The following is a 19569-nucleotide window of genomic DNA, read 5'->3' on the forward strand; positions in this document are numbered from 1 at the left end:
GCGCTAGGGCACGACGGCGACCACGTCGATCTCGACGAGGAAGTCGCCCAGGAACGAACCCACCGTTGTCCGGGCCGGGTACGGGGTTTCGACGAACTTTTCGTAGACGGTGTTGAATCCCGCGAAGTCGCGGCCCGGATGATGCAGGTGCACCGTCGCTTTGACAACGTGGGAGAACGCCGAGCAGGAGACCGACTATTTGGACACCCTGCGGGCGTACATGGCCTCTAACGGAAATATCTCCGCGATGGCGGCCCGCCTCCACGTGCACAACAACACTGTCCGCTACCGGATCTCACGCTTGGCCAAGGACTTTGCCCTCGATCTGGACGACCCGCAGAAGCGGCTCTGGCTCTGGCTGCGGCTCACAACCATGGACCTAGCGGTTGAAGCTCAATAGCGGTCCCCGCCACCGGCGTCCGAATGGGAGGTCAGGTTCAAGACTGGGCCACCTCGCGAACGGATTATCGGCTAAAAGTACGGCTAGTGAGTGGCCTGATATCAAGCTATAATTCCAAGCATGAGAACGGTACCGCTCAGCGAAGCCAAGGACAAGCTGTCTGCCCTCGTGGAGGAAGCAGACACCACGCACGAGATCATCCAGATCACCCGGCACGGGCACCCATCAGCCGTACTGATGTCCGCCGATGACCTGGAATCCCTGCAGGAGACGATCCATTGGCTATCACAGCCAGGCATCCGCGAAGACCTTGACCAGGCCCGGCGCGACATCGTCGCGGGCAATACGACCAGCGGCGAAGACCTCCGCCGTGAATTCGGGCTGCCACCGCGGTGACGCACGTAGAATCCAACGGTCCCGCACCGTGGAACGTAGAGGTCACCACCCCGGCACTGAAGGGTTTCAGGCGGTTGCCGGAAAAAGCAGCAACCGCGATCGTCGAATTCGTCACCGGCGCACTGGCCGAGAACCCTCATCGGCTGAGCAAACCCCTTACGAACGAACTGCTCGGTCTGCGGACGGCGCGGCGCGGTGACTACAGGGTGCTGTTCACCCTCGACATCGAAGAGCACATCCTCTACATCCACCGCATCGAACACCGCTCCGACGTCTACAAACCGCGCTAGCAGGTCTCTTCGAAGGAAGATATCCGGTCTCAACATATTTGTCAGTTCCGTACTAGCCGGGTCACTTGAGCGGGGACAGCATTTCGGGCCTGACCCCGCCCTTAACTCGGACCTCAACGCGCGGCGATTTCACCCGTTGGTGAGGGTGATGTCGTCGAGGTACATCCAGGTGTCGTCGGCGGGGGTGGAGCCGTCGAGGTGGACGTTGAACCAGAGGGTGATGGTCTGGCCTTTGTAGGCGGTGAGGTCGGCGGTGAGCTGGGTCCAGGTGCCGTTGTCGTTGCAGAGTTTGAACAGGCTGCTTAGGACCGTGCCGGTGGTGGTGCGGACTTGTGCTTCCATCCAGTCGTATGGGCAGGCGGTGCCGGTGCAGGGGTCTTCCGCGCTGTGGGGCTGGTACCAGAAGGACAGGGTGGTGGTTCCGGTGGCGGGGACGGTGATGGTCTGGGACAGGCTGCTGTCGCCCAGGGGCTCTGCCCCGGAGGCCAGGCCCAGGAGTGCGGAGCCGGTGCCGGTGTGCGCCACGGTGGAGGCCACAGGTGCCCTGACGCCGCCGGTGGTCCAGGCGGTGAGTCCGGATTCGAAGCCGCCGTTGGTGATGGCCGAGGTGGTGGTTCCGGTGGGGGTGACCGGTGCCGAGGCGGCCGAGGCCGGGGAGGTGCCGATGGCGTTGGTGGCGGTGACGGTGAAGGTGTAGGCGGTGCCGTTGGCCAGTCCGGTGACGGTGGTGCTGGTGGCGGGCGGGTTCCCGGTGACGGTGACCGGGGCCAGGGTCGTGGCGCCGGTATGCGGGGTGACGGTGTAGGAGGTGATCGGGGAGCCGCCGTTGGCCGGGGCGGTCCAGGACACGGTGGCGGAGGCGTTCCCGGCCGTCGCGGTGACCCCGGTCGGGGCGGCGGGTGCCGTTGCCCCCGCGGTGGGGGTGACCGGTGCCGAGGCCGCCGACGCCGGGGAGGTGCCGATGGCGTTGGTGGCGGTGACGGTGAAGGTGTAGGCGGTGCCGTTGGCCAGCCCGGTCACGTTGGTGCTGGTGGCGGGCGGGTTCCCGGTCACGGTGACCGGGGCCAGGGTCGTGGCGCCGGCGTGCGGGGTGATGGCGTAGGAGGTGATCGGGGAGCCGCCGTTGGCCGGGGCGGTCCAGGACACGGTCGCGGAGGCGTTGCCCGCCGTCGCCGTCACGGCGGTCGGAGCCGCAGGTGCCGTGGGCGTTGTCTGGCTGTTGGTCAGGGCGGCGTCGTCGAGGTACATCCAGGTGTCATCCGCCGGGCTGGAACCATCGAGGTGGACGTTGAACCAGAGCACGATGGTCTGCCCGTCGTAGGCGGAGAGATTCGCGCTGAGCTGGGTCCAGGTGCCGGAGTTGTTGCAGAGCTTGAACAGGCTGGCCAGGACCGTGCCGCTCGTGTTGCGGACCTGCGCTTCCATCCAGTCGTACCTGCAGGCGGTGCCGGTGCAGGCCTCGTCGGCGGTGTGGGGCTGATACCAGAAGGACAGGGTGGACGTCCCGGCAGCGGGCATGGTGATGGTCTGGGACAGGCTGCTGTCCCCGAGCGGCTCGGCCCCCGATGCCAGGCCCAGCAGTGCCGAGCCGGTGCCGGTGTGGGCGGTGGTGGAGGCCACCGGGGCCCTGACGCCGCCGGTGGTCCAGGACGTCAGCCCGGATTCGAAACCGCCGTTGGTGACGCCGGGAACCGGCGCCGTCGGCGTGACCGGGGCCGAGACCGCGGAGGGCGCGGACGTCCCGACGGCATTCGTGGCCGTGACCGTGAACGTGTAGGCCGTGCCGTTAGTCAGCCCGGTGACGGTCGCCGTCGTCGCTGGCGGGTTACCGGAAACCGTCACCGGAGCCAAAGCCGTGCCACCGGTGCGTCCAGTTGCTGCTCGCGTTGAACAACGGGCTCGCCGTCCAGTAGGTCCAATACCCCGTTCCGGTGCGGTAGTAGACCTCGAATTGGGTGATGACGTTGGATTTATACCAGGCGCTGAGCTGATAGATATGGCCGGGAGTCCCCGTGGGTGAGCAGCCGCCAAGGTCCAGGGCGGGCAGGAGCTTCGCGTCACCGCTGACGTAACCGCTCATGGTCAGCAGCTCCGCGTTATTGCCTGTGTGGCCAGGCGAGACCACTGAAAAACTGGGGGTGTTGGTGCCGTATCCACCCGCAGCCCAGCAGAGCGGAATCCCGCTGGTAAGCGTCTCGAGGCTCGGGTTTTGGATCATGTTGGTCCCCTGGGGCGGCGGGGGCGGCACCGGCGGACCGGAGACGAGGGGCTGGACCGCGCCACCGATTACCTGGTCCACCGTTTTCACGGCAACGCTGCCCGCTGTCTGTTGTTGCGCTAGCCAGGAGGCGAATTGGTTGAACAGGCTGGGGCTGATGGTGAGCGTCGGATCGGTCCCCACCGCGATGTGGTGGAACGTCAATTGAACCCAGCCGCCGCCAGCCGCCTGGGCCTTGGTCACGGAGTCTTCAAGGTTGGACAATGTCCAGGTGCTGTCCACTTCCTCCGGCGCCGCCGTGTCATAGGGATTGGCGGGCGGGATGGTTTCGGCCGCCGGGAGCCCTGGATCGTCCTTGCTGTAAAGGTCCCCGAGCCCGCGTGCACTATTGAAACCGCAATTCTTCACAATGGTCTGCACCGCAGGATCCGTGGAAGCAAAGGGGTAGGCGAAGCTGGTGACCTTGAAGCCCATGTTGGCCAGGGCGACCCTGCCGTTGCACACCTGCCGCGTCACTTCATCCGACGTCAAGGTGACCAGGTCGGGGTGGGTGACGGTGTGCCCGGCAATCTCGTTGCCGTCTGTGAAGAGTTGATGCATGTTTGCCGAGGTGAAATAGCTCGGCTGATCGATCCACCCGGACGGGACGAAGAAGGTGCCGTGAAGCCCCAGGTTCTTCATCGTGGCTTCAGCAGTCATCTGGTCGGCGTTGCCGTCATCGAAAGTGAGCGTGATGACGGTGCTTGCGGCCGCATGCGCCGGCAACGCAAAACCGCTGAGGAGTGCCAGGACCATCGCAGCGCACGCCGCGACGGCGGCCCAACGGACCCCGGAATGGCGTGTGACCGTCTGCTCATGCGTCGAGGATCCAACCACTCCACTCACCGTCCATTCGATGCCAGGGCAACCGTCAAGGATGGGAGCATTCCCACCCTGGGTCTTCGGCGATGATAGGGCGTTGAATCCGGCCGCGTCTTGAGTGGGCTCACCCGGCTGGCAGCAGCTGCGGGCCGCGATCCTGAGTGTGCTCACCTGATTCGGCGGCAGAGAGGCGCGGCAGCACCCCAGGGTTGGTTAACTAAGCTTGAGCGCCTTGACAGCACTCAACACTTTGGTGAGGGATTCCTTGGCGTCGCCAAACAGCAGCGTTGTCTGCGGTTCGTACATGAGTTCGTTCTCGATCCCCGCGAATCCCGGCCGCATGGAGCGCTTGAGGAAGACTACTTGGCGCGCGTCGGCCACCTCGAGGATGGGCATGCCGTAGATCGGCGAACCTGCGGTGGTTTTCGCGGCTGGATTGACGACGTCGTTCGCGCCAACCACCAGCGCGACGTCGGCTGTCCGGAATTCCGAGTTGATTTCGCCCATTTCCTTGAGGGACTCATAGGGCACATTGGCTTCGGCCAGCAGGACGTTCATGTGCCCGGGCATGCGGCCGGCCACCGGGTGGATCGCGAAATCCACGTCGACGCCTCTCGCCTCCAAGGCAAGGGCCAGCTCCGCCGCTGTGTGCTGCCCTTGCGCTACCGCGAGCCCGTAGCCGGGAACGATGATCACCCGCTGCGCGTAGCCAAGGAGCACGGCCACGTCTTCCGGGCTGGAGGAGCGGACGGGGCGGTCGCTCACCGCCGTCGACCCCGCCGTCGAGCCTCCCTTGAACGCGCCGAAGAGGATGCCCGCAACGCTGCGGCCCATGGCCGCGGCCATGGCCCTGGTGAGGATGGTGCCCGAGGCGCCCACCAACGTGCCGGCCACCACCAAGAGCACATTGCCAAGCACCAGGCCCGAGGCAGCCACGGCCAGGCCCGTGAAGGCATTCAGCAGCGAGATGACGATCGGCACGTCCGCGCCGCCTACCGGCAGCACCAGCAGGAAGCCTGCCGCCAACCCCAGCACCAAGAGCATCAGCGCGAGCGCGACGGAACCACTGAAGACGACGGCGACGGCGGCACCCACCGCCGCGAGCAGCACCGCTCCCATGAGGGTCGGCAGGCCGGGGAACACCACCGGGCGGGTGGTCATGAGCTCCTGGAGTTTGGAGAACGTGATGGCTGAACCCGCGAACGACACCGCCCCCACCAGCAGCGTGAAGACGATGGCCACACGTACCCAGCGGTCCTCCGTGTGCGCAAGTTCCAGGAGTGCCACGAGGGCCGCGGCTCCACCGCCCACGCCGTTGAACAGCGCCACGAGCTGCGGCATCTGGGTCATCTTGACCTGGCGCGCCACCGGCGCGGCCACGCCCGAACCAACCACCATCGCGCCCAGGATCCAGGGAACGTTGTCCATTTTGACGGACATGAAGACCGTGGCGACGGCGAGCGCCGCACCGAATGCGCCCACCAGGTTGCCTCGCCGGGCGGTACGTGGCGAATTGAGTCCCTTGAGCGCGAGGATGAAACAAACGGCAGCCGCGAGGTAGAGGAGCGAGGTCCACACCGGATCGATGAGGGTCATCGCGTGCGCTCCTTTGACTCGGATGCGCTGCCCTCAGGCTTTATGGGCTCCGATTTCGCGCCTGGGGGTGCAACGCGTTTACGGCCGCGGAACATCTCCAGCATCCGGTCGGTCACTACGAAGCCGCCCACCAAATTGGCGGTCGCGAGGACGACGGCGAGCAAGGCCACCGCGAGGACCCAAGGATCCGAGGCCTGCCCGGCGACGATGATCGCGCCCACCAGGATGATTCCGTGGATGGCGTTGGCCCCGGACATCAGGGGCGTGTGCAGCGTGCTTGAGACCTTGGAGACCACTTCGAAGCCCACAAAGATCGCCAGGACGGTGACGGTGAGCAGGGCGATGCCGTCCATCAGGAGACCCCCTCGTTGGCAGAGCTTACGGATTCCGCCGTCTCGGCGGAGAGCGCAGCAAGGGCCTCGGCCGTCGGACCGTGCCGCACTTCGCCATCGTGCGTCAGGCACGCTCCCGCCACCACCTCATCGCCGAAATCCGGAACGACGGCGCCATCACAAGTCATGAGGGCAAGCAGGTTCGCGACATTCTTCGCGTAGAGGCGCGAGGCGTCCGCCGGCATCGCAGAGGCGACATCCTTCATCCCCACCAGGGTGACCGTACCCTGGCCGTCAGCCGTCGGGATCTGGAGATCCATGCCGGGAACAGAGCCTTCCACGTTGCCGCCGGATTCGGCGGCGAGGTCGATGACCACCGAGCCCGGGCGCATGTGCTGAACCATTTCGCGGCTCACCAGGAGCGGGGCCCGCCGTCCGGGGACCGCCGCCGTCGTGATGAGCACGTCGGCCTGGGCCACGTGCGGTGCGAGCAGTTCGCGCTGCAAGGCGCCGCGATCGGCGCTGAGCTCGCGGGCATAGCCGCCGGACGCCTCCGCCGTCTCCACGTCGAGCTTTATGAACGTGCCGCCCATCGAGGCGACCTCGTCCGCCGACGCCGGCCGGATGTCGTTGGCAGAGACGCGTGCGCCCAACCTCTTCGCGGTGCCGATGGCCTGCAGGCCCGCCACCCCGGCGCCCAGCACCAGCACGCGCGCCGGAGGAATGGTTCCAGCGGCTGTCATGTAGAGCGGGAAGAAGCGCGGCAGGCGCATCGCGGCCTCAAGCACGCAGCGATACCCGGCCACGAGGGCCTGTGACGTGAGCGCGTCCATGGATTGTGCGCGGGAAATGCGCGGCACCAGCTCAAGCGCAAAGGAGGTCACGCCCGCTTCCGCGAGCGCGCGAACGGTGGGAAGTTCCGACGACGGCGAGGCCAGGCCCACGGTGACGGCGCCCCGGCGCAGCGCGGCCGCCGTCGTGGGTTCGAGGGGGCGGACGTGCGCGTAGACGTCCAGTCGGGCCAGATCCAAGGCGGGGACGATGAGAGCTCCTGCCTGCCGGTAGTCGTCATCGCTGTGGCCTGCGGCCGTTCCGGCTCCGTTTTCGACGACGACTTCCAGTCCCAGGCACGCCAACTGCTTGACGGTCTCGGGCGTCGCGGCCACGCGCCTTTCACCGTCCAGGCGCTCCCGCGCTATGCCAAGCTTCACCTGCGCTCCCTTCCCGAAACCCCATAGCCCCGAGCCGTTGTTGGCTTGAGTCTAGGACGCGGAAGGCCCGGGCGGGAGTAGGGACGACGCCCCGGCCGGCCATTCCCATCTTCGGGCTGCTCTAATAAGCTCACTGTGGGCTGGGAGCCTCCAGTTACCGTACCGTCGATGAGCCGGTTCCGGCCGCGCCGTCGGGAAGGAACACCGCTATGGCAACGTACAAGATCGGATACTTCGTCGGCAGCCTCTCAAGCCGATCCATCAACCGGGTCCTGTCCAAGGCGCTCATCAGCGTGGCGCCGGAGGAACTCGAATTCACCGAGATTCCCATCAAGGACCTGCCCCTCTACAGCTCCGACTACGACGCCGATTTCCCGCCCGCAGGCCGGGCGTTGAAGGACGCGATCGCGGCGTCGGACGGCATCCTGTTCGTCTCCCCCGAGTACAACCGCTCCATCCCAGGCGCCCTGAAGAACGCCATCGACTGGGGATCGCGGCCTTGGGGAACCAACTCCTTCGCGCGCAAGCCCACGGGCATCATCGGCACATCTCCGGGCAGCATCGGCACGGCGGTGATGCAGTCCTCCATGCGTAGCGTCCTGAGCTTCCTCGACGCACCGCAACTGAACGCGCCGGAGGCCTACATCAAGTTCGATCCGGCGTCCTACAACGAGGACGGAACGGTCCGGGACGAAGGCACCGCGTCCATCCTGCGCCACTACATGGAGGAATACAGCGCGTTCGTCGAGCGCGTCCTGGCCGCCAACGCACCCGGTCACATTGGCGACGAACACCCGGATAGCGCCAAGCTGACGCGGTAGCGGGGGCGCAGTTCGCTGCGCGCGGGGCGCTACTCTCCGGTAAGCCCGTCCACCGACTCGCGGAGGAGGTCGGCGTGACCGTTGTGCCGCGCGTACTCCTCGATCATGTGGAGCACGATCCATCGCAAGCTCGGCGCCCGACCGTCGGACCAGGTGCGTGCGGCCAGCCGGCCCAGGCCGCCGTCGGCCATTGCCTCCGCGGTTAGCGAGCGGGAGCGGGACACCGTGTCCTCCCAGAGCGCACGAAGCTGCTCGGGCGAGTCCTCGGCGGCCGAGTGCCATTCCCAGTCCGGGTCGGCTTTCCAGTCCACGGTGTCCCACGGGGGCTGGCGGTCCCGGTCGTGCAGGCATTGGGAAAACCAGTGCTCCTCAACATAAGCCAAGTGCTTAAGCAGTCCGCCTAAGGTCATCGACGACGGGTGCACAGTCGCCCCCAAGCCGGATGCGTCGAGCCCCGCACACTTCCACTCGAATGTGGCGCGCTGGTAATCCAGGAAACCCAGAAGGGTCGCGGCCTCGTCGGCTGCGAGGGGAGGTTCCGTGCGTCCTTGCTCGTCCACGTCGGTCATGGGCCGCGAGCCTACGCGCTACACCGCGCCGTGGCAACCACGCCAAAGGCTAATGCTTCGCCGAGACGTCCTGCGAAATCGCCCGCGCGGTTTCCACGATCTGGTCCCGGACCGATTCGAGGTAGGCGTCAGGGTCCGGCTGGGCAGCGACGTTTTGGGCTTGGAGCGAGACGTTGACCGCTGCAGCCACATGGCCGGCATTGTGATTCCACACCGGCGCAGCGATGGACATGAGCCCGAGTTCCAGCTCCTGGTCCAGGAGGCACCAGCCCTGCTTGCGCACCCGGTCCAGCTCGGCCAGAAGTTCCTCTCGCGACGTGATGGTCCGTGGTGTCAGTTCCTTGAACTCCACCGAGGACAGGTACTCGTCCAGTTTCAGCGGCGTCAGGCCGGCCAGAAGGACGCGTCCCATGGAGGTTGCGTAGGCGGGGAAGCGGGTGCCCACCGAAATGCCGACCGTCATGATCCGGCGTGTGGTCACGCGGGCCACGTAGAAGATGTCCGCCCCATCCAGCACCGCGGCCGACGTCGACTCCCCCAATTTCAGCGAGAGTTCTTCAAGGTACGGCTGCGCGAGCTGGGGCAAGGACAAGGCCGACAAATATGAGTAGCCAAGCTGCAGGACCATCGCCGTGAGCGCGAAGGTCTTGCCGTCTGTGCGGACATAGCCGAGTTCCACCAGGGTATGCAGGAATCGACGGGCCGTGGCACGCGTCAGGTTGGTACGCGCCGCCACCTCGCTGAGTGTCATGACGGGGTTGGCCGCGTCGAACGCACGGATCACGGACAATCCGCGTGCCAGCGATTGCACATACTGGTCACTCGCTTGGGGAGCACCTGCCTGCGGCACCCCGGCTACTGCTGCGTCGGTCATGGTTACCAATCTTATTGGCGCGAACTGGCAGCAGTTGCCCTTTGGATTGCTTCCAGAGGGCATTTGCTGCCAGTTCGCGCTGGACTTTAGGCGCGTTTAGACGCCCACGACGGCGCCGGCCGCCTTCTCGTCGAACGGCACCAGCGGGACCGGGACGATGGCTTGGAGTTCTTCGAAGGTGCAGCCGAATGTCTCACGCACTGTCACGCCGTCGGACCCTATCAGGAAGACGGCTTTGTCCGTGTAGACGCGCGTCACGCAGCCCACACCGGTGAGCGGGTAGCTGCAGTGCTCCACGAGTTTGGACACGCCCTCGCGGGTCAGGAGCGTCATCATGACGAATACGTCCTTGGCGCCGGTGGCCAGGTCCATCGCCCCGCCGACGGCCGGGATGGCGTCCGGTGCTCCCGTGTGCCAATTGGCGAGGTCACCCGTGGCCGACACCTGGAAAGCGCCGAGGACGCAGATATCCAGATGCCCGCCGCGCATGATCGCGAAGGAATCGGCATGGTGGAAATACGAAGCACCGGGGAGCTCCGTGACGGGGATCTTGCCGGCATTGATGAGGTCGCCGTCGATCTCGTCCCCCTTGGCCTCAGGGCCCATCCCGAGCATCCCGTTCTCCGTGTGGAGAGTGATGTTCTGCTCTTCTGTGAGGTAGTTGGAGACGAGCGTAGGCTGGCCGATGCCGAGGTTCACGAACGAGCCCGGAGCGATGTCCCGCGCTACGAGGCGCGCGAGGTCGTCGCGGCCGAGGGGTGTTGCTGAGGTTTGGATGCTCATGTCAGGCCACCTTCACGATGCTGTTGACGTAGATTCCGGGGGTCACCACGTTCTCCGGGTCGAGGGCGCCGGTCGGAACGATCTCCGACACCTGGACAATGGTGTGTTTTGCGGCCGCCGCCATGATCGGTCCGAAGTTCCTGGCCGTTTTGCGGTAGACAAGGTTGCCCTTGCCGTCGGCCTTGAGCGCCTTGATAAGCGCGACGTCGGCATGGATGGGCGTCTCGAACACTTGCCATTTTCCGTCGAGGAAGCGCGTGTGCTTGCCTTCAGCGAGCATGGTGCCGTAGCCGGTAGGGGTGAAGAACCCGCCGATACCCGCCCCGGCAGCCCGGATGCGTTCGGCCAGGTTGCCTTGCGGCACGAGTTCCAGTTCGATTTTCCCGGCCTTGTACCTGGAGTCGAAGTGCCAGGAATCGGACTGGCGCGGGAAGGAGCAGATCATCTTGCGGACCCGCCCTTCCTTGATGAGCAGTGCAAGGCCCTGGTCCCCCTGGCCCGCGTTGTTGTTCACCACGGTGAGGTCGGTGGCACCGGAATCGAGCAGCGCGTCGATGAGTTCGAACGGTTGGCCCGCGTTTCCGAAGCCTCCGATCATGACAGTGGAGCCGTCCTTGATGCCGGCGACTGCTTCGCCGACAGTGTCAATGAATTTCAGCATTGCCTTAGCCCTTCACCGGTTGTGCCGAATTTCCGGCAGTGACGTTCTCAAGCACCACGGCGAGCCCCTGCCCGACGCCGATGCAAATCGCGGCGACACCCCAACGCTCGCCGGAAGCCTGAAGGCTGCGGGCCAAGGTGCCCAGGATCCGGGTGCCGGAGGCGCCCAGCGGGTGGCCCATCGCGATCGCGCCGCCATGCCGGTTCACAATGGACGGGTCGATCCCCCACGCATCGACGCAGGCCAGGGACTGCGCGGCGAACGCTTCGTTAAGTTCGACGGCGCCCACCTGCTCCCAGCCGATGCCTGCCTTCGCGAGTGCCTTGTTAGCGGCCTCCACCGGCGCGTAGCCGAAGAACTGGGGATCGTTTCCGTGTGCTCCGCGGCCGGCGATGCGGGCGAGCGGCTCCAGCCCGAGCAGCCCGGCGGCGCTTTCGCTGCCGATCCAGGCCGCGGAGGCGCCGTCGGACAGCGGCGAAGCGTTGCCTGCGGTGACCGTGCCGCCTGTGGTCTTAGCTGCGGCGGCGTCGGCTGATTCGGGACGGAAGACGGTCTTGAGCCCGGCGAGCTTCTCCGCCGTCGAGCCCGCACGGATACCCTCGTCACGGACCAGCTCGGTGCCCGGAACCTGCGTCACCAACTGGTCGTAGAAGCCTTCGTCCCACGCCGCGGCGGCGAGGTTGTGCGAGGCCGCGGCGAACTCGTCCTGCTGCTCCCGGGTGATCCCGTATTTCTCACGCAGCCGTTCCGTGGCCTCGCCCAGGGAAATGGTCCAGTCCTTCGGCATCGCCGGGTTCACCAGGCGCCAGCCGAGGGTGGTGGAGGCCAGGGTCATGTCACCGGCCGGGTACGGCTTGGAGGTCTTGGGCAATACCCACGGCGCTCGGGACATGGACTCAGCCCCGCCCACCAGGACCAGCTCGGCGTCGCCGGCGTTGATCTGGCGCGAGGCGATGATGGCGGCATCCAGGGAGGAACCGCACAGGCGGTTGACCGTCGTGCCCGGGATCGACGTCGGGAGCCCTGCCAGGAGGGTGGCCATGCGGGCGATGTTGCGGTTCTCTTCGCCGGCGCCGTTGGCGTTCCCGAACACCACCTCGTCGATGCGCTCAACATCCAAAGCAGGGGCGCGCTTGACGGCCTCGCGCACCACGTGGGCCGCGAGGTCATCCGGCCGTACCCCGGCAAGGCCCGAGCCGAATTTTCCAAAAGGTGTGCGCACGGCGTCGTACACATACGCCTGGTTCATGGGGTCTCCTCTAAGTGTCTGTAGTCCCAACTAGTCCCCACCGCCACCCTTGCCTCGCAAGCTCGGCCAGGGAACCCTGGCGGCGTGGGCCCACGCATTAGATGTCGTTATGAGGGCTCAAAACGACATCTAATGCGAGTCAGTTGGGTGGGGTCGGGCTCGCGGGTTCGGTGGATTCGGTGGTCTCGTCGAGTTCCGCAAAAACGCCCTGTGCGGTCTTGAATGCGGTGTTGGCGGAGGGGACTCCGCAGTAGATGGCGGTCTGCAGCAGGATTTCCTTGATTTCGTCCCTGCTCAGCCCGTTCGTGATGGCGGCACGGACGTGCATGGCCAGTTCTTCCCAGTGCCCGTGCGCCACCATCGCGGTGATGGTGACGGCCGAGCGCATCTGCCGCGTCAGGCCCGGGCGGGTCCAAATGCCGCCCCAGGCGATGCGGGTGATCATGTCCTGGAAGTCCTCGGTGAATTCGTCCTTCTTGGCGTTGGCACGGTCCACGTGCGCGTCGCCGAGCACTTCACGGCGGACCGCCATGCCGGCGTCGTAGATTTCCTGCGAGGTGGCGTCGCGTTGAACGGCGCCTTGCGAAGAATCAGTGCTCATTTTCCGGCCTCCGTCATGAACGTCCGCATGAGGTCCGCGACGACGGCGGGCGCCTCCGCGGGCGCAAGGTGCCCGACGCCGTCGAGCGCAATAGCGATAGCGGTGCCGCCAGCTGTGTTGAATCTGGAGTTGATGCCGTCCGCAATTTCTTCAGCGAACGACGGCGGTGCAACAGTGTCCTCGACGCCCGCCACTGCCTGCGTTGGGACGGTGATGCTGCCGAGTTCGGCGCGGACGTCGAATCCGGCGAGGGCCTCGCAGCAGAAGGCATAGCTGAAGCGGTCCGCGTCCCGCAGGGCGTGCAGGAGGCGGCTGCTGACCACTGGCTGGCGATCCATGAAACCGGGAGCGAACCAACGCTGCGCGGAACCCTGGATCATTACCGCCGTGCCTTGCGCGCGGACGGTTTCAGCCCGTTCCAGCCATCCCTCCGGCGTACCGAGCTTTGCGCCGGTGCACTGCACAGACAGGGACTTGAGCCGTTCTCCGTGTTTGATGGCCAATTGCAGTCCGGTGGCACCGCCCAAGGAGTCCCCGGCGTAGTGGAACTCGGCGCCGGGTGCGATCGAGTCAACCAGATCCACTACAGCGTCGGCCAGTTCGGCGACGCTGAACGTTTCGGAGGCCGCGGGGGAGACTCCATGCCCGGGAAGGTCCCAGCCAATGACGTCGAAGTCACCGCCGAGAAGGGCTGCCGTCTCGGTCCACAACACCGTGGAGGTTCCGAGGGAGGGCCCCACCACCAGGAGCGGCTTCTCCCCCAAGGTGCGCTGTGGGGACAGCAACACCGCCTTGACGTTGGGCTTAGCCACGATCGGCTCCCTTCGGGTTGGTGTGCGTGAATTCGGGGTACGCGGCGAGGATGCGACGGCTGATCTCGGGAGCCTCACCCACATAGTTCGCCGGATCCAGAAGGGCCCGCAGTTCCTCATCGGTCAGCTTGCTGGCCGGGACGGCTTCGCGGAGGAACTTGGTATAGATCCGGGCCTGTTCCGCCACCGGAGCTTGCAGGGTCTCGTCGACGACGGCTTGCAGCTTCGCCTTTGCGTCGCTCCTGTCCGCGCCGAGGAGCGGGGCAATGGAAGACGCAACAGCTTCACTCAGCAGCAATGGCCCGGCGATTTCCAGGTTGCGGCGCATCGCCTCGGGGAAGACGCGGAGTCCTTCGGCAAGCTCGCGCAATTGGGTGGCGGCACCAAGTGCAAGCCGAAGCAAGCCCCGCAAGGCCTGCCATTCGCTGTGCCAGGCGCCGTCCGGACGTTCGTCGTTGAAGTTCGCGGCTGCGAGGTGCAGCTGCATTGCCAGCCCGGGAGCTTGGAGCGCTGCGCTGCGGATCAGCACGGACAGCACCGGGTTTTGCTTTTGCGGCATGGCAGAGGAAACGCCCCGACCCGCGGCAAGGGGTTCACCTAGTTCGGCAACCTCGGGGCGGCTGAGGAACAGCAGGTCCGACGCGATCTTGCCGAAAGAGTCAGTCAGGGAGGCCAAGGCGTCGCCGAGTGCAGTGACGGGCAGGCGGTTCGTGTGCCAAGGAGCCGCAGCGAGAGCCAGCCCCAGCTTCCCGGCCAAAGCATCGGCCAAGTCAAAGGGGCTCGACGGCGAGCCTTCCGCGAGCGGCGAGCCTTCCGCGAGCGGCGAGCCTTCCGCGAGCACGGTACCGGCAGCCAGGGTGCCACCGGCGCCGCCGAACTGCACGGGCAGCTCCAAGGCTTCGAGGCGACGGGCCGCGGCGGCCACTCCGTGGAACCACTGCGCCGCTTTGAGCCCGAAGGTGAACGGCAGCGCATGCTGCGTCAGGCTCCTGCCCACACACAGCGTGTCCCCATGCTGCTCCGCAAGGGCGGCGAGCGCCGTCGTCGTACCTTTTACTTCGGCAAGAAGCGCAGAAACCACGCGGTGCGCGAGCAGCATCAGGGCCGAATCCAGGACGTCCTGGCTGGTCAGGGAGGTGTGCACCGCGGCAAGAGCGCCGATCGCCCCGCCCGGAAGTCCGGCCTCGAGCTGCCTGACCCTGCCCCGGAGATCGGCCAGCAGCGGAATGACCGGATTGGCGCCACCTTGCGCGCGTTCGGCGATGGAAGCGGCGTCGTAGGCCCAGGACTCCGTGGCCTCGGTGACGACGGCGGCGGAACCGGCGGGCGCGAAGCCCGCGTCTTCGAGCACGGATGCCCAGGCGGCCTCGACGTCGAGGATGGCCGCGATCACCGCACGGTCACCCGTCAGCGCCACCACGGCGGGCGACGCCGAAACCGGGCTGAGCAGCCCGAAATCGCCGTCGCCACTCACTGGGAGGCACCTTCGAAGTCGAGAAAAACAGTCTCGTTCCCGCCTTGAAGGCGCAGGTCCCACGTGAGGCCGCCATCCCCCTCGCGGCGTGCGATCAGGGTGCTGCGCCGCTTTGGATCGAGGGAGCTGAGCAGCGGATCGGCCGCGAGCGCTTGCTCGTTTTCCGGCAAGTAGATACGCGTGAACAGTCGGTTCATGAGGCCACGGGCAAAGACGGCGACGGAAATGAACGGGGCTGCCCCCGGGGAGGTGGGTCCGGGGTTGACCGTCGTGAAGGTGAAGACACCGGAGTTGCCTACCGCAGCACGGCCCCAGCCGGTGAACGTGTAGCCATCGCGGACCAGGGAGCCCGTGCGCTGGACCACCTTGCCTTCGGCGTCGGGCTGCCAGATCTCCAGGATGGCATCCGGAATGGCGTCTCCGGCACCGTCGTACACGGTGCCTTGCAGGCGGATGCTTCCGGCGCTGCCCGGAGCAAGGAGCTCGTTGTCCTTATTAAAGGGGAGGGCATAGCCGTAGAACGGGCCGACGGTCTGGCCGGGTGTGGGTGTCAGCTTGCTCATGTTCTACTCCTCATCCCCGGCGTCGCCAAAGGCTTCGTTTTCGGTCCAGGTCCGCTTTGACCCGCTCAGGACAATGTCCCAGTTGTAGCCGAGGGCCCATTCGGGGCTCGTCAGCTCGTGGTCGTACTTGGCCACGAGGCGGTCGCGGGCGTCCTGGTCCACGATCGATTGGTAGATGGGGTCCAGCGGGAACAGCTGGTCACCCGGGAAGTACATCTGGGTAATGATTCGCTGCGTGAAGTCGGTGCCGAACAGCGAGAAGTGGATGTGTGCCGGCCGCCAGGCATTGAGATGGTTCTTCCAGGGGTAGGCGCCGGGCTTGATCGTCGTGAAGCGGTAGGAGCCGTCCGGTCCGGTGATGCAGCGTCCGACGCCGGTGAAGTTCGGGTCGAGCGGGGCCGGGTGCTGGTCGCGCTTGTGGATGTACCGGCCGGCGGCGTTTGCCTGCCAGATCTCCACGAGCTGGCCGGCAACCGGGCGGCCGTCGCCGTCGAGCACTTTGCCTTGCACGATGATCCGCTCGCCCTGGGGTTCGCCGTTGTGCTGGATGGTGAGGTCGGATTCCAAGGCGTGCACGTCCTGGTGCCCGAACGCCGGCGAGTACAACTCGATGGTCTCCGGGTCTGCGTGGTGCAGGCTCTTGGTGGGGTGGCGCAGGATGCTGCTGCGGTACGGCGCGAAGTCCAGGCGGGGCTGGGTCTCCGGCGCGGCACCGTCTTTGAGCGCCTGGGCGTACGCCTCGCCGATCGCCTCGATCTCGGCACTGAGATCCGCTTGGGTTTCGACGGCGGCGTCCGACGGCGCGTGGGCGGCATGCGGTTCGGCCGCAGGTACGAGCTCGTCGTCGTCTTGGTAGTGCCCGGCATTTGCGTCTAGCAGCACGGCCGGCTCCTTTCGGGTGGTTGCTTTCCTGGTCTCTGCTTGCGTTTCTGTTCAGCGGTGCACGTGGTGGGCGTGAAGCGAGTCGTACTGGACGGCGTGCCGCACCGGGGCGTTGGGGGCGCCGTAGCCGTCGTAGTTGCCACGGCGTTCCACCATTTCGAAGAACACGCTGCCCACCGTGGCGGTGTACAAGTGGAGGAATTCACCGTTGGAGTCCCTGTCGTAGAGAAGGTTCAGTTCCTTGAGGGTGGCCAGGAACGAAGGATCCAGGGCGAAGCGCGCGTCCAGGTCCTCGTAGTAATTCGCCGGAATCCGGAGGAAGTCGAGCCCCCGTGCCTGCGCCGTCCGGGCCGTAGCCACGAGGTCGTCCACCGCGAAGGCGATGTGTTCCTGGTAGCTCTTGCGGGCGCCGTTGCCTTGCTGGCCTGGTCCCTGCTGGATGACGGGAGCAAGGTTCAGGACGAGGCGCACGGCACGGTCGGAAGTCACCATGACCTGCGAGCGCACCAGGCCACTCGGGCTCGCCACCTCGGCGAACGGCTGAGGTTCCAGTGCGAGGGCACTCGTGTAGAAAAGGACGGCCTCGTCGAAGTGCTGCCAAGGCTGGGCCAAATTCACATGGTCAATCACCGCTTGCGCTCCTGCTGAAGGGTGCTCGAGGCCTTCGCCGAATTCATGGGTCCATGCCGCCGTCCCGTCCGGGCTGCCCTGGCACAGGAAGATCTCGGTGGAGTCCGGGGCGGCGATGCCTTGGAACACTTCCTCATCGGCCTGGACCTTCCGGGGCACCACGGGGGCCTTGAGTTGCTGGGCGCGGGCCGAGGCAATGACGGGAGAGTCGACGTCGAACCCCAACGCCGCGATGGCGGGTTCACTGTGCGACGGAGCTTGTTCGTTGATGATGACGCGTGCCTGCCCCATGGACCACAACTGCACGTCCTTGGTCCGGTGACGGCCGTCGAATTCGAAGCCAAGCTGGCCCAGAAGCGTCTCGAGCTGGGCGGGCTCATCGGTCTTGACCTCGGCGAAGTTGAAGCCGGCAGGTTCAGCCACCTTGGGCAGCGTGGCCAGTTCCATGGGATAACGACGCCGGCCGGCAGCGTTGGCGAGCGAGTCACCGCTTCCGGCTCCCTGTGCAAAGGAGGCCGCGTTTTCGTCGAGCCATTTGGCGCTCTGTTCCTCAAGCCAGATCAGCGAGCGCATCGCGTCGACGGCGGTGCGCTCCACATCGGATTGGCGGAAGACGTCGTTGAAGACCTCCAGCGAGACCGGGCCGGAGTAGCCCGCGCGGGCCACGTGGCCCATGAACTTGGCAAGCTCGAACTGTCCTTCGCCCGGGAACACTCGGTAGTGGCGACTCCAGGACAGGACATCCATAGAGAGCTTCGGAGCGTCGGCCACTTGGACGAAGAAGATCTTCTCGGGCTTGATGGCCTCGATGGGCGCGGTGTCCCAGTCGCGGGAAAGGATGTGGAAGGAGTCCAGGCACGTGCCCAGGTTGGGGTGGTCCACCGTGTCCACCAAGCGGTGAGCGTGCTCGTAGTCGTTGACGTATTTGCCCCAGGCCAGGGCTTCGTACGCCACTTTGACGCCGTGGTCCCCGGCCAATTCCGCCAGGCGGGAGAGCTGCCCGGCCCGGAGGTCATCGTCGTCGATCGTGGCGGTTCCCACGTTGGTGCACACCAGGATGGTGTCCATGCCGAGGCGGGACATGAGCTTGAACTTGGCGTCCGCCCGGCGCAGGTTTTCCTGCAGGAGGTCTTCGGAGACGCTGTCGAAGTCGCGGAACGGCTGGTAAAGATCCAGCCCGAGTCCGAGGTCCGCGGCCATCTTCCGCACGTCCTCAGGGCTGAGCGGCGAGGTGACGAGGTCCTGTTCGAAGATCTCGATCCCATCGAAGCCCGCGATGGCACAGGCCTGCATCTTTTCCTTGAGCGTGCCGGAGAGGCAGACCGTGGCGATTCCCGTGCGCATCAGTGCCCCGCCCCGGCGAGTGCCTTGTCGGCCTTCGACTCTTCAGCCTTGGAGTCTTCGGCGCCCACAAGCTCCAGGAAATGCTCCCGCATCCGTTCCGGATCGGCGTCGCGGCCTGTGAAGATGCGGAAAGCGTCGGCGGCCTGGCCCACGGCCATGCGTCCGCCGTCGAGCACGCGGCAACCCTTGGCGCGAGCCTCGAGCACGAGCTGGGTTTCGATCGGCCGGTAGACGATGTCAGCCACCCAATGCCGGGGTTCCACGAGGGACATGTCCAGTGGGAGGCCTGGATGAGCGGCCATGCCCACCGGTGTGCAGTGCACCAAACCGTCGGCAAGCGGCATGAGTCGCGGCAGCTCCGCCGTCGTGCGCGCAGTGACGGTGCTGCCCGGGAACAGCGCGGCCAGTTCCGCCGCCCGTTCGGCGCAGCGCGCGGGGTCCACATCCACCAGATCCAGTGTCTTGACCCCCGCGGAAAGCAGGGCATATGCGACGGCGGAGCCCGCACCACCGGCGCCGAGTTGGACAACCCGGTTCAGGCCGGCGTCGGGAAGGCCGCTGGCCAAAGCGGAGCCGAAGCCGGAGAAGTCTGTGTTGTGGCCAATGAAGCGTCCGTCCTTGATCAGCACGGTGTTCACAGCGCCAAGCCGCCGGGCGTCCTCGGAAACCTCGTCCAGGAACGGCAGCACCAGTTGCTTGCACGGATGCGTGATGTTAAGGCCGTTGTAGCCAAGCCGGGAAGCTGCGGTCAGCAGATCGCCGACGGCGGAGCCGGGCAGGGAGAGCTCCAGCAGGTCGATGGGCCGGTACAGGTAGCGCAGCCCCTGGACGTCGGCCTCCTTCTCATGCATGGGCGGCGTCAGCGAAGGCGTGACGCCCTCACCGATCAGGCCCACCAGGAAGGATTCGGCTCGGTTGCTCATGCTCATTGCTCCTTTGACAACTGCACCCGCGGATTGGCCGTCTCTGGATCCTTTGAGTCATCCAGAGTCTGCTGCTCCG

The 19569-nt window shown here is 66.1% G+C and carries 22 protein-coding genes; 4 read left to right on the plus strand and 18 right to left on the minus strand.

The window, feature by feature from the left end:
- Nucleotides 1–3: 3 nt before the first annotated feature.
- On the minus strand, nt 4–153 hold the full coding sequence (locus AB4074_RS04555; RefSeq protein ID WP_441412307.1) for a RidA family protein: 150 nt from the start codon (nt 151–153) through the stop codon (nt 4–6).
- A gap of 7 nt (nt 154–160) precedes the next feature.
- Here AB4074_RS04555 and AB4074_RS04560 point away from each other — a divergent pair, with 7 nt between their 5' ends.
- The 3 genes from AB4074_RS04560 to AB4074_RS04570 all read left to right on the plus strand — a co-directional run bounded on the left by AB4074_RS04560 (nt 161) and on the right by AB4074_RS04570 (nt 1086).
- Entirely contained in the window at nt 161–400 is a 240-nt protein-coding gene (locus tag AB4074_RS04560; RefSeq protein ID WP_441412308.1) for a PucR family transcriptional regulator, read from the plus strand.
- 120 nt (nt 401–520) lie between these two features.
- The gene (locus tag AB4074_RS04565; protein WP_441412309.1) at nt 521–796 is read left to right on the plus strand and encodes a type II toxin-antitoxin system Phd/YefM family antitoxin; all 276 of its coding nucleotides are present in this window, start codon (nt 521–523) and stop codon (nt 794–796) included.
- Nucleotides 793–1086: a type II toxin-antitoxin system RelE family toxin gene (locus tag AB4074_RS04570; RefSeq protein WP_441412310.1), complete on the plus strand. Its 294-nt coding sequence runs from the start codon at nt 793–795 to the stop codon at nt 1084–1086. Before AB4074_RS04565 ends, AB4074_RS04570 begins: the two co-directional genes overlap by 4 nt.
- A gap of 129 nt (nt 1087–1215) precedes the next feature.
- On the opposite strand, the gene AB4074_RS04575 is transcribed toward AB4074_RS04570, so the two are convergent.
- From AB4074_RS04575 to AB4074_RS04595, 5 genes are read right to left on the minus strand one after another with little or no spacing between them, the layout of a single operon-like run.
- A complete protein-coding gene (locus AB4074_RS04575) occupies nt 1216–2928 on the minus strand; it encodes a fibronectin type III domain-containing protein (RefSeq protein WP_441412311.1) in 1713 nt (570 codons plus the stop codon).
- Nucleotides 2912–4336, minus strand: a complete 1425-nt coding sequence (locus AB4074_RS04580) for a polysaccharide deacetylase family protein (protein WP_441412312.1) — start codon at nt 4334–4336, stop codon at nt 2912–2914. Before AB4074_RS04580 ends, AB4074_RS04575 begins: the two co-directional genes overlap by 17 nt.
- A 42-nt stretch (nt 4337–4378) precedes the next feature.
- The gene (locus AB4074_RS04585) at nt 4379–5761 is read right to left on the minus strand and encodes an NAD(P)(+) transhydrogenase (Re/Si-specific) subunit beta (RefSeq protein WP_441412313.1); all 1383 of its coding nucleotides are present in this window, start codon (nt 5759–5761) and stop codon (nt 4379–4381) included.
- Nucleotides 5758–6114, minus strand: a complete 357-nt coding sequence (locus tag AB4074_RS04590) for an NAD(P) transhydrogenase subunit alpha (RefSeq protein ID WP_441412314.1) — start codon at nt 6112–6114, stop codon at nt 5758–5760. Before AB4074_RS04590 ends, AB4074_RS04585 begins: the two co-directional genes overlap by 4 nt.
- Nucleotides 6114–7304, minus strand: coding sequence for a Re/Si-specific NAD(P)(+) transhydrogenase subunit alpha (locus AB4074_RS04595; RefSeq protein WP_441412315.1), 1191 nt, complete (start codon nt 7302–7304; stop codon nt 6114–6116). Before AB4074_RS04595 ends, AB4074_RS04590 begins: the two co-directional genes overlap by 1 nt.
- A gap of 209 nt (nt 7305–7513) precedes the next feature.
- Between AB4074_RS04595 and AB4074_RS04600 the strand changes: the two genes are divergently transcribed.
- Nucleotides 7514–8125 (plus strand): NADPH-dependent FMN reductase, encoded by a 612-nt coding sequence (locus AB4074_RS04600; protein WP_441412316.1) that lies wholly within the window; start codon nt 7514–7516, stop codon nt 8123–8125.
- A 29-nt stretch (nt 8126–8154) separates the two neighbouring features.
- Here AB4074_RS04600 and AB4074_RS04605 read toward each other — a convergent pair whose 3' ends face one another.
- The 12 genes from AB4074_RS04605 to AB4074_RS04660 form a co-directional block, all read right to left on the minus strand.
- The gene (locus tag AB4074_RS04605) at nt 8155–8694 is read right to left on the minus strand and encodes a DinB family protein (RefSeq protein ID WP_441412317.1); all 540 of its coding nucleotides are present in this window, start codon (nt 8692–8694) and stop codon (nt 8155–8157) included.
- A 49-nt stretch (nt 8695–8743) separates the two neighbouring features.
- Nucleotides 8744–9568, minus strand: coding sequence for an IclR family transcriptional regulator domain-containing protein (locus tag AB4074_RS04610; protein ID WP_441412318.1), 825 nt, complete (start codon nt 9566–9568; stop codon nt 8744–8746).
- Nucleotides 9569–9664: 96 nt separating this feature from the next.
- The gene (locus AB4074_RS04615) at nt 9665–10351 is read right to left on the minus strand and encodes a 3-oxoacid CoA-transferase subunit B (protein WP_441412319.1); all 687 of its coding nucleotides are present in this window, start codon (nt 10349–10351) and stop codon (nt 9665–9667) included.
- A gap of 1 nt (nt 10352) precedes the next feature.
- Nucleotides 10353–11012, minus strand: coding sequence for a 3-oxoacid CoA-transferase subunit A (locus AB4074_RS04620; protein ID WP_441412320.1), 660 nt, complete (start codon nt 11010–11012; stop codon nt 10353–10355).
- A 4-nt stretch (nt 11013–11016) separates the two neighbouring features.
- Nucleotides 11017–12261: a thiolase family protein gene (locus AB4074_RS04625; protein WP_441412321.1), complete on the minus strand. Its 1245-nt coding sequence runs from the start codon at nt 12259–12261 to the stop codon at nt 11017–11019.
- Between the two features lie 139 nt (nt 12262–12400).
- A complete protein-coding gene (gene pcaC, locus AB4074_RS04630) occupies nt 12401–12862 on the minus strand; it encodes a 4-carboxymuconolactone decarboxylase (protein WP_441412322.1) in 462 nt (153 codons plus the stop codon).
- Nucleotides 12859–13674: an alpha/beta fold hydrolase gene (locus AB4074_RS04635; protein WP_441412323.1), complete on the minus strand. Its 816-nt coding sequence runs from the start codon at nt 13672–13674 to the stop codon at nt 12859–12861. The genes pcaC and AB4074_RS04635 overlap by 4 nt, the downstream gene beginning before the upstream one ends.
- Entirely contained in the window at nt 13667–15148 is a 1482-nt protein-coding gene (locus AB4074_RS04640) for a lyase family protein (protein ID WP_441412324.1), read from the minus strand. The genes AB4074_RS04635 and AB4074_RS04640 overlap by 8 nt, the downstream gene beginning before the upstream one ends.
- Nucleotides 15145–15711, minus strand: coding sequence for a protocatechuate 3,4-dioxygenase subunit alpha (pcaG, locus tag AB4074_RS04645; RefSeq protein WP_441412325.1), 567 nt, complete (start codon nt 15709–15711; stop codon nt 15145–15147). The genes AB4074_RS04640 and pcaG overlap by 4 nt, the downstream gene beginning before the upstream one ends.
- A gap of 3 nt (nt 15712–15714) precedes the next feature.
- Nucleotides 15715–16590: a protocatechuate 3,4-dioxygenase subunit beta gene (gene pcaH / locus AB4074_RS04650; protein WP_441412456.1), complete on the minus strand. Its 876-nt coding sequence runs from the start codon at nt 16588–16590 to the stop codon at nt 15715–15717.
- Between the two features lie 54 nt (nt 16591–16644).
- Complete coding sequence (locus AB4074_RS04655; RefSeq protein WP_441412326.1) at nt 16645–18567, minus strand: bifunctional sugar phosphate isomerase/epimerase/4-hydroxyphenylpyruvate dioxygenase family protein; 1923 nt, start codon at nt 18565–18567, stop codon at nt 16645–16647.
- Nucleotides 18567–19490, minus strand: coding sequence for a shikimate dehydrogenase (locus tag AB4074_RS04660; RefSeq protein WP_441412327.1), 924 nt, complete (start codon nt 19488–19490; stop codon nt 18567–18569). Before AB4074_RS04660 ends, AB4074_RS04655 begins: the two co-directional genes overlap by 1 nt.
- Nucleotides 19491–19569 lie beyond the last annotated feature (79 nt).

Source organism: Arthrobacter sp. 2MCAF14 (assembly GCF_052115645.1).
Classification (GTDB): domain Bacteria; phylum Actinomycetota; class Actinomycetes; order Actinomycetales; family Micrococcaceae; genus Arthrobacter.

What these genes read in the sequence shown, in the direction of transcription:
- AB4074_RS04610 (WP_441412318.1), bottom strand. Translation starts at nt 9,568, where the DNA reads ATGACCGACGCAGCAGTAGCCGGGGTGCCGCAGGCAGGTGCTCCCCAA.
- AB4074_RS04660 (WP_441412327.1), bottom strand. Translation starts at nt 19,490, where the DNA reads ATGAGCAACCGAGCCGAATCCTTCCTGGTGGGCCTGATCGGTGAGGGC.
- pcaC (WP_441412322.1), bottom strand. Translation starts at nt 12,862, where the DNA reads ATGAGCACTGATTCTTCGCAAGGCGCCGTTCAACGCGACGCCACCTCG.
- AB4074_RS04615 (WP_441412319.1), bottom strand. Translation starts at nt 10,351, where the DNA reads ATGAGCATCCAAACCTCAGCAACACCCCTCGGCCGCGACGACCTCGCG.
- AB4074_RS04565 (WP_441412309.1), top strand. Translation starts at nt 521, where the DNA reads ATGAGAACGGTACCGCTCAGCGAAGCCAAGGACAAGCTGTCTGCCCTC.
- AB4074_RS04655 (WP_441412326.1), bottom strand. Translation starts at nt 18,567, where the DNA reads ATGCGCACGGGAATCGCCACGGTCTGCCTCTCCGGCACGCTCAAGGAA.
- AB4074_RS04605 (WP_441412317.1), bottom strand. Translation starts at nt 8,694, where the DNA reads ATGACCGACGTGGACGAGCAAGGACGCACGGAACCTCCCCTCGCAGCC.
- AB4074_RS04625 (WP_441412321.1), bottom strand. Translation starts at nt 12,261, where the DNA reads ATGAACCAGGCGTATGTGTACGACGCCGTGCGCACACCTTTTGGAAAA.
- AB4074_RS04600 (WP_441412316.1), top strand. Translation starts at nt 7,514, where the DNA reads ATGGCAACGTACAAGATCGGATACTTCGTCGGCAGCCTCTCAAGCCGA.
- AB4074_RS04585 (WP_441412313.1), bottom strand. Translation starts at nt 5,761, where the DNA reads ATGACCCTCATCGATCCGGTGTGGACCTCGCTCCTCTACCTCGCGGCT.
- pcaG (WP_441412325.1), bottom strand. Translation starts at nt 15,711, where the DNA reads ATGAGCAAGCTGACACCCACACCCGGCCAGACCGTCGGCCCGTTCTAC.
- AB4074_RS04620 (WP_441412320.1), bottom strand. Translation starts at nt 11,012, where the DNA reads ATGCTGAAATTCATTGACACTGTCGGCGAAGCAGTCGCCGGCATCAAG.
- AB4074_RS04590 (WP_441412314.1), bottom strand. Translation starts at nt 6,114, where the DNA reads ATGGACGGCATCGCCCTGCTCACCGTCACCGTCCTGGCGATCTTTGTG.